Origin of the sequence: Coleofasciculus sp. C1-SOL-03 (assembly GCF_040220555.1) — a bacterium.
GTDB lineage: Bacteria > Cyanobacteriota > Cyanobacteriia > Cyanobacteriales > Coleofasciculaceae > Coleofasciculus.
The window spans coordinates 1-16,123 of sequence record NZ_JAVJUO010000235.1 but is presented as its reverse complement, the minus strand read 5'-3'; the positions used below and the strand labels follow the sequence as shown (position 1 = coordinate 16,123).

At 46.7% G+C, this 16,123-nt stretch carries 11 protein-coding genes; 5 read left to right on the top strand and 6 right to left on the bottom strand.

Annotation, left to right across the window (positions count from 1 at the left end):
* Positions 1 to 58: 58 nt before the first annotated feature.
* Positions 59 to 1,987, bottom strand: coding sequence for a TolC family protein (locus tag RIE73_RS35700; RefSeq protein WP_446405680.1), 1,929 nt, complete (start codon positions 1,985 to 1,987; stop codon positions 59 to 61).
* Positions 1,988 to 2,187: 200 nt separating this feature from the next.
* Positions 2,188 to 2,847, bottom strand: coding sequence for a TetR/AcrR family transcriptional regulator (locus RIE73_RS35695; protein ID WP_446405679.1), 660 nt, complete (start codon positions 2,845 to 2,847; stop codon positions 2,188 to 2,190).
* A gap of 233 nt (positions 2,848 to 3,080) precedes the next feature.
* Here RIE73_RS35695 and RIE73_RS35690 point away from each other — a divergent pair, with 233 nt between their 5' ends.
* The 3 genes from RIE73_RS35690 to RIE73_RS35680 all read left to right on the top strand — a co-directional run bounded on the left by RIE73_RS35690 (position 3,081) and on the right by RIE73_RS35680 (position 6,513).
* The gene (locus RIE73_RS35690; protein WP_446405678.1) at positions 3,081 to 4,277 is read left to right on the top strand and encodes an ABC exporter membrane fusion protein; all 1,197 of its coding nucleotides are present in this window, start codon (positions 3,081 to 3,083) and stop codon (positions 4,275 to 4,277) included.
* A gap of 202 nt (positions 4,278 to 4,479) precedes the next feature.
* Positions 4,480 to 5,655 carry an ABC transporter permease DevC gene (gene devC / locus RIE73_RS35685; RefSeq protein ID WP_446405677.1) on the top strand — a complete coding sequence of 392 codons (1,176 nt, stop codon included), beginning with the start codon at positions 4,480 to 4,482 and terminating at the stop codon, positions 5,653 to 5,655.
* Positions 5,656 to 5,829: 174 nt separating this feature from the next.
* Positions 5,830 to 6,513, top strand: a complete 684-nt coding sequence (locus RIE73_RS35680) for an ATP-binding cassette domain-containing protein (protein ID WP_446405676.1) — start codon at positions 5,830 to 5,832, stop codon at positions 6,511 to 6,513.
* 147 nt (positions 6,514 to 6,660) lie between these two features.
* On the opposite strand, the gene RIE73_RS35675 is transcribed toward RIE73_RS35680, so the two are convergent.
* The 4 genes from RIE73_RS35675 to RIE73_RS35660 all read right to left on the bottom strand — a co-directional run bounded on the left by RIE73_RS35675 (position 6,661) and on the right by RIE73_RS35660 (position 13,733).
* Entirely contained in the window at positions 6,661 to 7,893 is a 1,233-nt protein-coding gene (locus RIE73_RS35675; protein ID WP_446405675.1) for a uracil-xanthine permease family protein, read from the bottom strand.
* Between the two features lie 570 nt (positions 7,894 to 8,463).
* Complete coding sequence (locus RIE73_RS35670) at positions 8,464 to 10,206, bottom strand: alpha-glucosidase family protein (protein ID WP_446405674.1); 1,743 nt, start codon at positions 10,204 to 10,206, stop codon at positions 8,464 to 8,466.
* Between the two features lie 116 nt (positions 10,207 to 10,322).
* Positions 10,323 to 12,047, bottom strand: a complete 1,725-nt coding sequence (locus tag RIE73_RS35665; RefSeq protein ID WP_446405673.1) for an alpha-glucosidase family protein — start codon at positions 12,045 to 12,047, stop codon at positions 10,323 to 10,325.
* Between the two features lie 9 nt (positions 12,048 to 12,056).
* Complete coding sequence (locus tag RIE73_RS35660; RefSeq protein WP_446405672.1) at positions 12,057 to 13,733, bottom strand: alpha-glucosidase family protein; 1,677 nt, start codon at positions 13,731 to 13,733, stop codon at positions 12,057 to 12,059.
* A gap of 368 nt (positions 13,734 to 14,101) precedes the next feature.
* Between RIE73_RS35660 and RIE73_RS35655 the strand changes: the two genes are divergently transcribed.
* Both RIE73_RS35655 and RIE73_RS35650 read left to right on the top strand, forming a co-directional pair.
* Positions 14,102 to 14,566, top strand: coding sequence for a PAS domain-containing protein (locus RIE73_RS35655; protein WP_446405671.1), 465 nt, complete (start codon positions 14,102 to 14,104; stop codon positions 14,564 to 14,566).
* 197 nt (positions 14,567 to 14,763) lie between these two features.
* Complete coding sequence (locus RIE73_RS35650; protein ID WP_446405670.1) at positions 14,764 to 16,020, top strand: CheR family methyltransferase; 1,257 nt, start codon at positions 14,764 to 14,766, stop codon at positions 16,018 to 16,020.
* The last annotated feature ends 103 nt before the right edge of the window (positions 16,021 to 16,123 follow it).

The window sequence follows — 16,123 nt, the reverse complement described above, 5'->3', positions numbered from 1 at the left end:
GTTCCCTGTTCCCTATTCCCTGTTCCCTGTTCCCTAACAAATGACGAATGACGAATCCTTAAGGCACATCAAAAAGAATACTATTGGGAAGATTACTAATCGCCCGTTGCAGCGTGGCTAGCGCTCGGTTATAGTCCAGAATTGCGGTCAACAGGTTGATTCTGGCACGAGTTAACGCCGTTTGTTGATTAATTACATCAGTTTGAGTACCAACCCCAGCGCCAAATCGTAACCGTGCTAATCGTAAGCTTTCTTGTGCCTGTTCTAGAGCAAAGGATGCAGTTTGAATATTCTCCTGGCTAGCTTTTAACTGGAAAAAAGCTTGTTCAACCTCAAGGCGAATTTGGTCACGCTGATTGGCAAAATTGGATTCTGCGATCGCCACATTCGCTTCCTCTTGTCTGGCTCTGGCTTTGGCGGCTCCCCCATCAAAGAAATTCCATTGGAGTCGCGCTCCTAAGGTTAAGCCATCAGTCGGACCATCACTATCATCCAACTGGGCAGAAATATTATATTGGGCAAATAGATTCACCTGGGGTTTATTGTCCGCGAGGGCAATGCGCTGTTGTTGTTCACTAATATTGCGTTGTGCCAGTTGCTGTTCCAACTCTGCCCGGTTTTTTAGCGCTAAAATAATGCTTTGTTCCAGAGAGAGTTCCCAATCCCCTGCCACATCGATGGGATCAGCCGCAGAGATTCCTACCTGCTGATCCAAACTTAACAATTGTGCAATTTGGCGGCGGGCAATGCGTTGCTGACTAATCGCGTCGGTTAAGGCTTGATTATTATTGGCAAGTTCCACCTGTGCCTGCAATACTTCAAATCGAGTGCCTAAGCCAGCTCGTTCGAGTAACTCGGCATCCCGCAGACTGCGAGCTGCATCGTTAACCGCCGCTTGGCTAATTTCGACTTCGGCATCTGCCTGTTGTAAATCGTAGTAAGCACTGGTGACATTCAATCGTAGCTGTTCAAAAATGCTTTCTACATCCAGTTGCTGGAAACGTACCTGTTGCTCGGCAGCTTTAATGGCAGCGGGACGACGCCCAGCCGTGTAGGCGGCATAATTTAGTTCCAGTCGGGTATCAAAACTTGTCGATGTGATCGTCTGATTTGTCTGACCGAAAAGCTGTTGTAAAAAACCTTGTTGACCCCCTGTTTCCGACTCAGTTCGGGTAAATTCGGCAATGGCACTAATCGATGGAAACTCGGCAGCTAGGGCTTCTTGCAGGGCAAACTCCGCTCGTTCTAACTCGAGTCTAGCCACTTGTAACTGTTGATTGTTACGCCGTGCCAATCCTATTGCCTGTTCTAGGGTAATTGGCTGAGTCGTTTGCACTTGGACTTCTTCAGATTCGGTGGGAAACTGGAGTGGATTGGGACTGGGATTGAGCAATTCTGATATCGGTCGATCAGGAGTGGTAGAAGGTATCGGCAGAGGTTCGATATCGGGTGTGAGAAAGTCGGGTGCAGGGGTTTCTGGTTCCTCTAGCGTGGGAAGGGATGGAATGGCTTCAGGGGATTGACCAATCGAACGCTGTGGCTCCTGGGTAATGAGTTGGTTTGAGTCTTGAGCTGGTTCTGCGGAATTGGCGGAATTTTCTGTATCAGAGGTTACGGGTTCACTCGCCGAGTTCAGGGGGTCAGGTGGTTCAGCGTGAGTTGATTCCTCTATCGTGTTCCGGGGAGAATGAAAGCGTTGCTCCCTTTTAATCGCATCTACGCTGGTGCTGAAGGCATCGGGATCAATTCCTTCCTCCTTCTGCCTTTTGTCCTCTTCATCACCTGCATCAAGAAGTACGTTCTCCTCCGTGGATTGGGGAGCCATGTCTGTCAATCCTTGCTGTGTCAACCGATCAGGTTGATGAGTCGGAGCTTGACGTTGAAAGTTAAGCGGCGACGGTAAATCTTGAGAGGCGCTTGGTTTTGTATAGATCAGAGCGATCGCAGTCCCCACACCTACAGCTACAAAATCACGAAACGTTGGCATAAGTTTAAATTTGGGTCTTTAGTCTAAAAAAAATTATTTTGCTTCCATGAGTAGAGTCACCATAGGCAGAATAATCGCTTATCTGTGAGGTTGGCAAACTGGGTCAAGATTAGAGTATCTCAATCAAGCTTGACACAAGCAATCAGCAGCATCTAGTGTATCCTGGCAGAAATAACTAACCAGCTCCCAGACGTAGCATGCTACGTCTCTACATTGCTTTCCTCAGCTCCCCTAGCTTCCCCAGCCGCCATTAGCTGAATTAAACCATTAACCATGCGATCACGGTCTAAGGGCAAAATCTCATGACCCTGCATGACGTTTTGAATGATCAGGTAATGAACCAGAGAGCCTGTAAAAATCCGGGCGGCGACAACGGGATCAGACAATTTGAGTTGGGGTTGAGAGGCTAGGTACAAGGACAGCCGTTCCATTAAGGGTTTGATCATTTCGCGTACATGGGTTTGAGCTAATTCCGGAAACCGCTCCGACTCGCCAATGATTAACCGCATTAAGGTTAACAGCGCTGGATTGTTAGCAAACTCGTCGAGTACCGCCGTTGCCATTTGACGTAGAACCTGCTCAGGAGGCGTTTGCAAGTCTGGCTCAGTGGGCAAATTGAGGATGAGCTGACTGTTTTTTTGGGTGAGTTGGTGGATTAAGGCGATAAATAATCCCTGTTTATCTTGAAAGTAGTTATACAGCGTGGGTTTGGACACTCCTGCTGCTGATGCAATCCGATCCATGCTCGCTGCTGTGTATCCATGCTTGGTAAACACTTGCAAAGCACCTGCCAAAATCGCCTGGGCTTTATCGGGTTTTTCCGGGTTGGATGACTTGGGTGGAGTGGAACGATTTACCATTTGATTAAGTTTTGGGTTTTGAATGTGTAGGGTTTGTTCACTGACCTAGATGTGACTCGCGCCCGCCCCAAAAGTGCGAGAGTTTTGATCCTGCCTTTGGCTCAGGGGGAGAAAGGATAGGTCGCCCGATCCATGCTTCTTATTTTACTAAACCGTGTAGTTGACATTACTAAACCGTTTAGTAAAATATAAACAGATACAGATAAAGCTTTCCTCTGAGAGGGAGAACGTCCATGAGCTTAGACCTGTTGAACCATCAAGCAGCATCGACACAATCACCACGCCGTTGGCTAGCATTTGTCGGCGTAGCCATTTTGGGACTGGCTGGAACAGGATGGGGAGTCTGGCAATTTCGAGCAGCTCAGATGAGGGAGGCTCAAACAGATGTCCTCGTTGTGCCTGAAATCCAAACAGTGACGGCATTGGGGCGGTTAGAGCCAGCGGTCGAAATGATTAACCTCACAGCCTCAACCACAACTCAGCCAAGCCGAATTGAGCAACTGTTGGTGGAGGAGGGCGATCGCGTCCAAGTGGGAGAGGTGATTGCCATTTTAGATAACCGCGATCGCTTACAAGCATCCCTGCAAAAAGCCGAGAATCAGGTTCGCGTCGCTCAGGCAAAACTGGCACAGGTAAAAGCTGGCGTCAAAGCCGGTGAACTGCAAGCCCAGCGTGCTGAAATTGCCCGACTTCAGGCAGATCGAGCCGGGAGTTTGGCGGCTCAACGGGCGGCGGTGGATCGGTTGCAGGCAGAAGTGCAAAATGCCCGAATCGAATATGAGCGATACGAATCCTTGTATCAGCAGGGTGCTGTCTCCGCCTCTCAACGGGATGCCAAGCGGCTGGCTTACATCACGGCTCAACAACAGGTTCAGCAGGCGCAAGCCGAGTTAGGGCGGATTGAAACAACCAGTCAAGAGCAAATTCAACAGGCACAAGCCACCCTGGATCGACTCGCCGAAGTGCGTCCCGTAGACGTAGAAGCAGCCGAGGCAGAAGTCCAATCAGCCAAAGCTGCCGTTGTCGAAGCCCAAGCCAATTTAGAGCAAGGCGAAGTGCGATCGCCCCGTGCGGGTCAAATTATTAAAATTCACACCTATCCGGGCGAAAAAATAGCCGATCAGGGCATCGTCACGCTTGGGCAAACCCAACAGATGAAAGCGATCGCGGAAGTTTACCAAAGTGATATTTCCCAGATTCAGGTCGGTCAACCTGCCACGATTACATCACCCGTTATTCCTAACTCACTCCAGGGTACAGTCAAGCGGATTGGCTTACAAGTCGAGCAACAACAGGTTGTTGATGAAGATCCCGCTGCCAACATTGATGCCAAAGTCGTTGAAGTTCACATTCGTCTTGATCCCAACTCGAGTCAGAACGTGGCAGGATTAAGCAATTTACAAGTTACAGTCACGATTCAAACCGAGTAATTTGTCATTTGTCATTTGTTATTTGTCATTTGTTATTTGTGATAATTGAACGGTTAGGTCGGGGCGGGTTTAGTTATATCAGGGTGAAAATAAAACGTTAGTTGTAAAACCCGCCCCTACAAAAGATGTTTCATCGGACTGTCTCTGCTCCTCCAGCTTCCCCTCACCACAATCCTTATTCAGCAACCCCTAATCAGAAACCATGCTTGGCTTCATCAAAACATTGCAACAGCGCACTCCCCTAGGGTTACTTCAGCTTAAACATGATCGAATGCGGCTGTTAACCGCGATCGCAGGGATCACCTTTGCCGATGTGCTGATTTTTATGCAACTGGGGTTTGCTGATGCTCTCTACAGAACCAACACCCAATATCCTCGCACCCTACAAGCCGACTTAGTCGTAATTAGCACTCAGGCAAAGAACTTTGGGCAATTGCGAACCTTTACCCGACGGCGACTGTACCAAGCTCAAGACGTGCCAGGAGTAGCCTCAGCTAATGCATTATACCTTGGCTCCGTGCAATGGCGAAATCCCCAAACCCGCCAAAAGACATCCATGCTGCTGATTGGACAAAACCCGGATCGACCTGCTTTTAATTTACCTGAAGTCAACCAACAACTCGACGCGATTCGGCTACCGGATACCGTTTTATTTGACCAAGCCTCGCGGGGGGAATACCAGGATATGATTGCCCAGGTTAAACAGAGAGAGTCAGCCACCACAGAAATTGGACAACGAACCGTAACTGTAGCCGGATTATTCCAAGTCGGCGCATCCTTTGCTGATGATGGCGCATTAATTACCAGTGATCAAAACTTTTTAAGGCTATTTCCCAAACGCGATGCTGGATCGATAAACCTAGGATTAATTCGTCTGCATCCGGGGTATGAACCAGAACAGGTGAGAGACGCTTTAGCAGCGCGGTTACCGGAAGATGTGCAGGTGCTGACGAGTCAGGGTTATGTGGATTTTGAAATTGCTGATATTCAATCGAACTCACCGATTGGATTTGTCTTTGGCTTAGGCACCACGATGGGTTTGATTGTGGGTACGGTGATTGTCTACCAAGTGCTTTCGACGGATGTAAATAGTCACTTGGAAGAGTATGCCACGTTCAAGGCAATGGGTTATCGGAATACTTATTTGTTAGGGGTAATTTTTGAAGAAGCACTGATTTTATCGGTGTTAGGGTTTATACCCGGTTTAGCGATCGCATTGGCGGCTTATCAAGTTACAGCGGCTGCAACCGCGCTACCTTTGGCGATGCCGTTGAGTCGGGCTATTTTTGTGCTTCTGTTGACATTTATCATGTGTGGTGCATCAGGGGCGATCGCGACTCGCCGACTCCAAGCGGCTGATCCGGCTGATATTTTCTAAAGTTGGGGGAAATGAGGGAGATAATTTACAAATGACATAAGACAAATTACGCTTAAAATCCCAATCATCCTATTTTGATGAGAGAACTAAATTTTCTGTGTAATCAGTGTCAATAAGCTCTCACCTCCCTACCCCTATATCCCCAATAAATCCGTGAAATCAGTGTTTTGACAAATGACTAATCAACCCGTAATTTCCATTCATCAACTTAACCACTACTTTGGCACAGGGAAACTGCGAAAGCAGGTGTTGTTCGACATCAATTTAGAGATTTTTGCTGGCGAAATTATAATTATGACCGGTCCTTCTGGATCGGGAAAAACCACACTACTGACATTATTAGGCGGCTTGCGATCGGCTCAGTCAGGCAGTTTAAACGTGTTGGGGCAGGAACTTTGTCAAGCCAGCCAGAATGAGTTAGTACAGGCAAGACGACACAATGGTTATATTTTCCAAGCCCACAATTTACACGGCAGTTTAACCGCGCTTGAGAATGTGCAAATGGGATTAGAAGTCCATGGCATTTTTTCCAAGTCAAAACGCCACCATCGGGCGGCAGAAATGCTCAAGCAGGTGGGTTTAAAAGAGCGAATTAATTATTACCCAGCCGATTTATCAGGTGGACAAAAACAGCGCGTCGCGATCGCCCGCGCTCTTGTCAGCCGCCCCCAAATCGTGCTAGCTGATGAACCCACCGCCGCCTTGGATAAAAAATCGGGACGAGATGTGGTTGATATTATGCATGATTTAGCCAAGCAACAGGGATGTATAATCTTGCTCGTAACCCACGATAATCGCATTTTAGATATTGCAGATCGGATTATTTATATGGAAGATGGGCGCTTATCCGGTTCGTAGTTGCCAGTTCGTAGTTGCGCTTTAGCGCCGGTTCATAATTAAGCTTTCCCAGACTCATCATAGAATAGTCTCTATAATCGCTGCGGCAGCCAAGATATTGAACAAATTGCCTGCTAGTCCCGGATAATTAAATAAATCCCAATAGTATTAATCATTAATACTTTGAGGTAAAAACAGATTTAACAAAATTCCCACAATACTACATAAACCGATTCCTTCCAGGGCAAAATATCCGGTTTGAAAACTCATCCCGCCAACTCCAAAAACCAAAATTACCGAAATAATGGCTACATGGCGAGGTTTCATTAAATTTTCACCGTGATTAAGCAGACTTTGCATCCCCACTACGACAATAGTACCAAACAAAATCACTAAAATTCCCCCCATGACTGGTGCAGGGATGGTTTGTAAAACAGCACCTAATTTTCCACAAAACGATAAGATAATAGCAGAAATTGATGTCCAGGTCATAATGGCAGGATTCTTAATTTTGGTAATTGCCACTGCCCCAGTTACCTCAGAATAAGTGGTATTGGGCGGACCCCCCAATAAAGCGGCTATCGAAGTAGCAATACCATCACCTAATAAAGTTCGATGTAACCCCGGATCTCGAACATAGTCTTCTCCTGTAACTGACTTAATGGCTAGAATGTCTCCAATATGCTCAATAGCTGGAGCGATCGCAATCGGTAAAATAAAAATAATAGAGGGTAAATGAAATTTAGGAAAGGTAAACGGGGGAATGGCAAACCAATTGGCTTGTGCAACTACGGAAAAATCCACCATTCCTAATGGTAAAGCCACTAAATAACCAGCAACTAAACCTGTCAAAATGGGTAGTAAACGCCATAGTCCCTTGGCAAATACGGTAGTAATAATAGTAACGGTTAAAGTCGTTAAAGAAACAGCAACTGCCATGCCAACGGAATAAGTCTCTCCAGCTTCAGAAGCCATGTTCACGGCTGTAGGGGCTAAAGCTAAACCAATTACCATAATTACGGGTGCAGTGACACAGGGGGGTAAAATGCGATTAATAATCTTTTCACCTCCCCAAAAAATCAACAAACTCAGGAACAAATAAACGATGCCTGTTGCCAATAAACCAGAAAGAGTTTCAGCTAAACCATATTGACTAATCCCCAATTCCATTGGTGCAAGGAAAGCAAAAGAAGAGGCTAAAAATGCCGGAACCTTCCCCCCGGTTATAACTTGAAAAATCAAAGTCCCTATACCTGCGCTAAAAAGAGCTACATTAGGGTCTAATCCAGCAATTATTGGGACTAAAACTAAAGCACCAAATGCAACACATAGGATTTGAATGCCAAAGATTAAATCCCGAAAACGTAGTTGATAAATAGGATCTTGTTCTGGAGATAACATATTGAAATCATTTAATTAGGGTCGGCTGAATAAGTATAAGCATTTTAGTCCATTTTAACGGACTTAAGCTATTAGCCCGGAGTTTGAACTCCGGGCGGATGTCGGGGCTGGCGTGACACACCTTATTTGGTGGATTAGAATTGTAGGGGCGCACCGACGTGCGCCCATTTTAACGGTAAAATCTATTCCACAATTTTAGCTGTGTCATGTCTGATTATTGGTTAGCCACTTCGGGAGTTGAGCTAGTAATAGAACCCAGGTTCGTAGTAAGGGCTTTAGCCCTTGATTTTGTTGGGTTTCCCATTTCACCCTCATCCCCTAACCCCTTCTCCCATCAAGGGAGAAGGGGGACTATTAAAGCGGATTTGGTATAAAAACCTGTAGGGGCGACCCGCTTGCACTAATGAAAAACTCCATTGCATTCAATTTGATCGGGTCGCCCTTTTCTCAACTTGTGTCAAAAAGCCTCAAGCAAGATTCCCGACAACTCTTACGAAGTCGGGGATCTGTCTGTGTAAAGGGAGAATTCCTACAAATCCTCCCTTAATTATCACCTTTGACAATTCAACCCTATTCAGCGTCCGGCGAATAATTGCCAAAATAAACGCCATAGCCGGGAATTTCTACCACCCCGTTATACCGTCGGTTGATAAAATCAGACTCATCGGCTCGATAACAGTTGGGGTAGGGCGATAAATCATAATGTACAGGCATTGGACTCAAATTAAACAGACAAATCAGGTTTTGTTCGTCACATTGGCGAGTGAAACCGAGTAACGGTTCCTCTGTATCCAACAGCGTTAAATCCCCTTTCAGTAAAGCAGGTTGTTTCTTGCGCCAATGAATCAAACGGCGATATTTATTTAACAGAGACATCCGTTCGTTGTCCTGCTGGTCAATCGCTTGGTCACGATGTTCCTCGGCAATGGGTAGCCAAGGTTCTTCTGCTGTGGTAAAGCCAGCATTGGGCGCATCTTTCTGCCAAGGGAGGGGGGTGCGTGACCCATCTCGACCCACAATGGATGGATACCCCGCTAGTCCAAAGGGATCTTGCATTTTTTCAAAGGGAATCGTGGCTTGGGTTAAACCGAGTTCATCCCCTTGATAAATACAGCAACCTCCCCGCAGCGAAAGCTGTAGCGCGATAAACAGATGGTCAAAGATGGCATGAGTGAATTTATCGTCAATGAGAAACTTCAGCCAGCGACTTTTTAGTCGGGGAAAATCATGAGTTCCTCCTGTCCAGCAGATGACGCCATCTTGGAAATGGCTTTCTACCTGCTCAATCATGTCGCGCACTCGCTGATAACTCAACGGTTCATCGTGCATCAAAGCAGAGTTATAGGCTGTATGTAAGCGTTTCTCTCCTTTAACATATTCACTGGACGTAACCACCGTATCTTCAGCCGAACTAATTTCAGCTAATGTCATGGTTCCGGGATATTGATTCATTAACTCTCGAATCGGTTCGAGAAATTCCAAAGTTTCCGGTTGGCAGAAGTTATATTTATTCCATTGAGAGAAAAAGGGATCGTGAGCATCTGCCCCAGCCGGTCGCTTCATCTTTTTGGGTCGGGGTGGATTATCCCGCAATTGACGGTCATGGGTAAAGAAGTTGACCACATCTAGGCGGAACCCATCAACCCCCATATCTAACCAAAACCGTGCCACATCCAGAATCGCTTGTCTAACTTCTGGGTTATACCAGTTTAAATCCGGCTGTTCGGCGAGGAAATTGTGCAGGTAATACTGTTCTCGTATAGGGTCCCATGTCCAAGCCGTCCCGCCAAAGGTGGAAAGCCAGTTGGTGGGGGGTGTCCCATCGGGTTTGGCATCTGCCCAGACATACCAGTCGGCTTTGGGATTGTCGTGACTACTGCGACTCTCTAGAAACCAGGGGTGTTCGTTTGAGGTATGGTTCCATACTTGATCAATGAGTACCTTTAACCCCAAATCATGTGCCTTATTCAGGAGATGCTGGAAGTCTTCCATCGTGCCAAATATCGGTTCAACTGCACGATAGTCGGAAATATCATAACCAAAGTCCTTCATCGGGGACTTGAAAAACGGTGAAACCCAAACCGCATCAACGCCAAGGGAGGCAATATAGTCCAGTTTTTGCATGATACCCTTGAGATCACCGATGCCGTCGCCATTACTATCCATGAAGCTGCGGGGATAGACCTGATAGATAACGGCACTACGCCACCACTCATGGGATTTTTGATTGGATTCCGGTTTTTTAACCGGGTCTGTCGGTTTTTTAACCGGGTCTGTGGTAGATGTGGGGTTGAGGGTGGATTGTTCACTCATACGCGATTAATTTTATTGTTACCTCTTGTCGCTTTACTCTGTACTAAGGCTCTAAGTCCAGCCTGACATAAATTTTTGGCGATTGGAGAAATTCGTGACATCCCGCCAACGTTACATTAGATTATCTCTCCAAAAAAGACACCATAAGCAGGAAGCTTGAGGGTATCGCCCTGTCTATCCGCCGTAAACCCTGAATCTGCGACGGCTTTGATGTCTGGATAATCGGATAAGTCATAGTGGGTGGGTACGTCACTCCAATTAAACAAACACAGCAAACGCTGTTGTTCACCGTCGCGGATAAACGCCAAAATTGGTTCCTCTGTCTGTAAAATCTTCGTCTCGCCTTGGATGAGGGCGGGTTGCTGTTTGCGCCAATGCAAGAGACGCCGCCAGGTATTTAGTAGGGAATTGGAGTCTTTGTGTTGCCGATCAACGGCATAAGGGATATGCTCCTCTGGTATGGGTAGCCACGGCTGTTTTGCCTCTGTGAAGCCTGCATTCGCTGCATCTGCTTGCCAAGGCATGGGGGTACGGGAGGCATCTCGCCCAGGGATATCGGGGTAAAGGGCTTGTCCAAAGGAGTCTTGCATCTGTTGGGCGGGGATATCCTCGGGAATCTCGGCATCGGTTAACCCTAATTCATCCCCCTGATACAGACAAAAGGCTCCGGGTAACGAGAGAAGCATTGCCGCGATCGCATGATAAAATTCTTCCGGATAAGGATTACCCTGGGCATCTTTCCCTGTCCAACGGGATTTCAAGCGACGGTAATCGTGATTTCCGGCGATCCAACAGTTCCCCCCACTGGAGAAATGGTGTTCTATCCGTTCCAAGGTTTGACGCATCTGAGTGGCGCTGAAGGGGTTCTGGAAAAATAGCGCACTGTTGTACACCAGATGTAATCGTTCGCTTCCGGTAACATAATCGCTGGAGATCGCGATCGCATCTTCCGACAGTGTAACTTCTCCTAAGGTAATCGCCTCATAACAATCCACATGTTGGCGAATTTGTTGCAAAAGCTGGTAATTTTGGGCATCACAAATTTGATTGTGGAACAGTTGCTTGGCTAAGGGATTAGCCGAGAGAATACCATCCGGGGGTGACGCATCCTCTGGACGCGGCGGGTTATCTTGTAATTTGGGGTCATGAATCAAGAAATTGACCGCATCTAAGCGGAATCCATCTACACCCCGTTCTAGCCAAAACGTGGCACATTTGAAAATGGCATCTACAACTTGGGGATTGTGTAGATTTAGTTTCGGCTGAAATTCTAAGAAGTCATAAAAATAAAATTGTTCTCGTTGGGGTGCCCATACCCAAGCACTTTTGCCCAAAAACACCGATAACCAATTATTCGGTGGAGAACCATCCGCTTGGGGATCTGCCCAGACATACCAATCGGCTTTGGGATTATCCCGACTTTGGCGACTTTCCAGGAACCAAGGATGCTGATCTGAGGTATGATTCCACACCTGATCAATGATTACTTTTAAGCCTAAATTATGAGCATCTGCCAAAAGCTGATCAAAATCCTCCAGAGTACCAAAATCTGGATCAATGGTGTACATATCCGTCACATCATAGCCAAAATCATCCATTGGCGATTCAAATAACGGGCATAACCAGATAGCATCCACACCTAGGGCAGTAATGTAATCCAGATGAGCAATAATTCCGGGGATATCACCGATACCATCGCCATTACTATCGTAAAAGCTGCGAGGATAAACCTGATAGATAATGGCATTCCGCCACCAATCAATTAATTGAGGATTTTGACAGTTGACGTTATTCATAGGCAACAGGGAACAGGGAACAGGGAGAGTGTAGAGACGTAGCATGCTACGTCTCTACACGTCTTCAGATAGATTCAATTCCCCAAAAAAGACACCATAAGCCGGAATTTTTAACCTATCACCGGATCGGTCTGTGGTAAACCCAGAACCCTTAACTTCCTGGCAGTCTGGATAAGCCGACAAATCATACTGCTGTGGCGTATCACCCAGATTAAACATACACAGTAAACGCTGTTCAGCAGATTCCCGAATAAAGGCAAATAAAGGTTCATCAGTATCCAGAACTTTAGCATTCGTCATTCCCCACATTAAAGCAGGTTGATCTTGACGCCAATGCATCAGCCGCCGCCAGGTATTTAATAGGGAGTTGGGATCAGGTTCTTGGATATTTACGGCTCGATTCAAATGGGAATCAGGAACAGGTAACCAGGCGCGTTGGGCGATAGTAAATCCAGCATTGGCAGCATAAGATTTCCAAGGCATCGGGGTGCGGGAACCATCGCGTCCAGGGACTTCTGGGTAAAGGGCTTTACCAAAGGGATCTTTAATTTCTTCGGGAGGAATATCCTCTGGAATCCTGGCTTCAGGTAAGCCTAATTCGTCTCCCTGATAGAGACAAAACGTCCCTGGCATAGACAGTAACATTGCCGCAATTCCATGATAAAATTCGTCAGGGTAGGGATTTCCGTTGACATCCTTTCCTGTCCAACAGGATTTGAGACGACCATAATCATGATTCCCGACAATCCAGCAATTACCACCGTCGCTGAAATAATGTTCGACTTTCTTCAGGGTATCGTGCATTAATTTAGCGCTAATCGGTTCATCAACCAGCAAGGCACTATTATATGCCATGTGTAATTTATCGGGTCCCACATGCTGACTGGATAGCGCAATTGAGTCTTCACAGAAGGTGACTTCAGCTAAGGTAATTACCCCTGGGTATTGATCCACCAGTTCCCGAATTGGTTTGAGGGCTTTTAAGGTTTCTTCACGACAGAAATTGTATTTAAATGACTGCCGAACAATGGGATTATCGGGGGCGACACCATCGGGTAATGATGCATCATCGGGGCGAGGCGGATTGTCTCGCAATTTGGCATCATGCAAGAAAAAATTAGGCGCATCAACCCGAAAACCATCTACACCTAACTCTAGCCAGAATTTTGCCCGTTTCATTAAGGCATCAACGACGTCCGGATTATGCCAATTTAAATCCGGTTGACTGGGGAGAAAATTATAGAAGTAAAATTGTTGACGTTCACCGGACCATTGCCAAGCGCTTTCGCCCATAAAGGCGGATAGCCAATTATTCGGGGGTGAACCATCTTCTTTGGGATCTGCCCAGACATACCAGTCGGCTTTGGGATTATCCCGACTTTTTTTACTTTCCTGGAACCAAGGATGCTGATCTGAGGTATGATTCCAAACCTGATCAATCATCACTTTCATTCCCAGGGCGTGAGATAGGTTCAGTAATCGCTCAAAATCTTCAAGGCTGCCAAACATGGGATCAACCTTACGCATGTCGGTAATGTCATACGCTAGATCATTCATCGGGGATTGAAAGATGGGCGTTAACCAGATGGCATCGACGCCAAGGGCGGCAATAAAATCGAGTTTCTCAATAATCCCTTTTAAGTCTCCTTTGCCATTTTCCATGGTGTCTTTAAAACTCCACGGCGAAATCTGATAAATGACCGCGTTTTTCCACCATTGTTCGCGTTGCATGAAACCTCCTTTTTGTTCACAGAAACAGCACAACGAATCTAAGGTATAATTAACCCGATGTCAGGTGGAATGCCATAGAGTATGGCATTGCCTCTCTAGGCGATACCAAGGAGACAATTGCCCCTTGTATCTACACCGATTAACGGTTGAGCAGTAGCTTGATGTCAGGTGGCGATAGTTGAGAGTTTTCGGGTTCGCTGACAGCTATCAATCTACAGGACTATCCTGACAGGGGGTAGGCAGATGATTCATCCTTCTAGGGTAGGAAGCTGGGGAAGATGGGGGAGATGGGGGAGATGGGGAAGATGGGGAAGATGGGGAAGATGGGGAAGATGGGGGAGATGAGGGAGATGAGGGAGATGGGGGAGATGCTGCATGAGTATATGATGTCTCTGACACCGGAACAACAGGAACAGATTGGAGAAATCGGGGACGCGATCGCATCCTCCCTTGATAGTCTGGAAGTAGCTTACGAGCGGATGCAGACGAGTCTGGATGTATCAGACGTTATTGAACAAGAGTTACTCGAACAGAGTGAGTCAGGGTTCATCCAATACCAGCGCTATTACGATTTGTTCCACTTTGCGCCGGATGCTTGCTTGCTCACCGATACCAAAGGATTAATTCTGGAAGCAAACCAAGCGGCGGCGATGCTGCTGAATGTACCACACCATTACCTGATGGGTAAGCCATTGGTTGTTTATGTACCAGCAGTAGAGCGTCACTTGGTCGAACTCCACGGTGGTACAATTCATGCCACTAGCCCAGGCGTTGGACAGGGGACAACCTTTAAGGTTAAGCTACCCCTGATCGACAAGCCAATCAACACTTGACCCGCACTATTCCCTGTTGCCCGTTCCCTGTTCCCTTCACTACATAGCTTGAAGAAAACGAGAGAAACCGCTAGACTCAAATCTAGTGTAGGTTAAGCTGTTTGGCATTTAAACCTTAAGTCAAGTGTAAGCATCTTGCTCACTGCATTGAGCATCTTGTTTGTTACTCCAGTTTATTGGTCACTGAGGGACAGCTTGTGTCCACAGCAGAGTGGGAATTAGAAGCCTTATTAGAGTATCTCAAGTACAGCCGTGGCTGCGACTTGACTGGCTACAAACGTTCTAGCTTAGTGCGCCGATTCCGTGTCCGGATGGGGGAGTTAAAGATTGATAGCTATGAAGACTACTTGCACTATTTGCAGAGCCATTCCCAGGAGTATATTCATTTATTAAACACGGTCTTAATTAACCTGACCAGCTTTTTTCGCGATCGCGACTCCTGGGAGTACCTAGCCAACGAACTCATCCCCAAAATCATCGCCAGCAAACAGCCCGATGAACCGATTCGAGTGTGGAGTGCCGCCTGTGCGTCTGGGCAGGAAGTCTATAGCCTCATTATCCTATTTGCGGAAGCGTTGGGCATCGAATCCTGTTTACAGCGCCTTAAATTTTTCGCTACCGATTGGGATAAGGATGCCCTCTCGCAAGCCCGAAATGCCACGTATCAACCGAGAGACGTCAGCGCAATTCCTGCCGATCTGCTGGAGAAATACTTTGAGCAAACCGAACAAGGCGATTATATCTTTCATCGACAACTTCGCCGCACGATCCTCTTCGCTTATCATAACCTGGCACAACATGCTCCCATGTCTAAAATCGATTTGCTGGTGTGTCGCCATGCCCTAATGTACTTCAAATGGGACATTCAAATAACCATTCTGATTCGCTTTCATTATGGACTCAAAAATAACGGCTTTCTCTTCTTGGGTAAGTCAGAAATGGTAATGACTCCCAGACCAATTTTCACACTCATTAACATCAAGCATCGGGTTTATCAGAAAGGGCTAAAACTGGATGTTGAGGAACAGTTGCAACTCAGTTCGCGATCGCGCCCAAAGCCAGCCATCAATTCTCTAGCTACCGATAGCCGCATCTGGCAAACAGCCTTTGAGACAAGTCCCGCCGCCCAGCTAGCTGTAGACAGCAACCGTTGCTTAATCATGGCGAATGCAAAGGCAAATACTCTATTTGGCTTAACTCTCAACGATCTGGGGAGTTCCCTGGAAAGTCTCCCACTTGGGCAGCTTCCGGGTTTATGCCAATCTCTAGAAAAAGTGAAACGCGATCGCTATCCTGTCAGGCTGGAAAATGTAGCCTGGAAAATGGCTAATGATACAACCTATTTCGACATTTCGATTACCCCCGTTTCTAATACGGATACTCAACTGATTTGTTTCACAGAAGTCTCCCCCCCCCCTCACAAGGGTAGGTTTTTAAGATGGGGGTTTAGGTAAGACTTAGAAGACAGGTAGACCAGTAGACAAGGAAGAGTGAGAACGGAAAATAGGGCGTTTCGGCTTTTAGAAGTGAGTTTGACCGAACCTAATTTTGTACGGT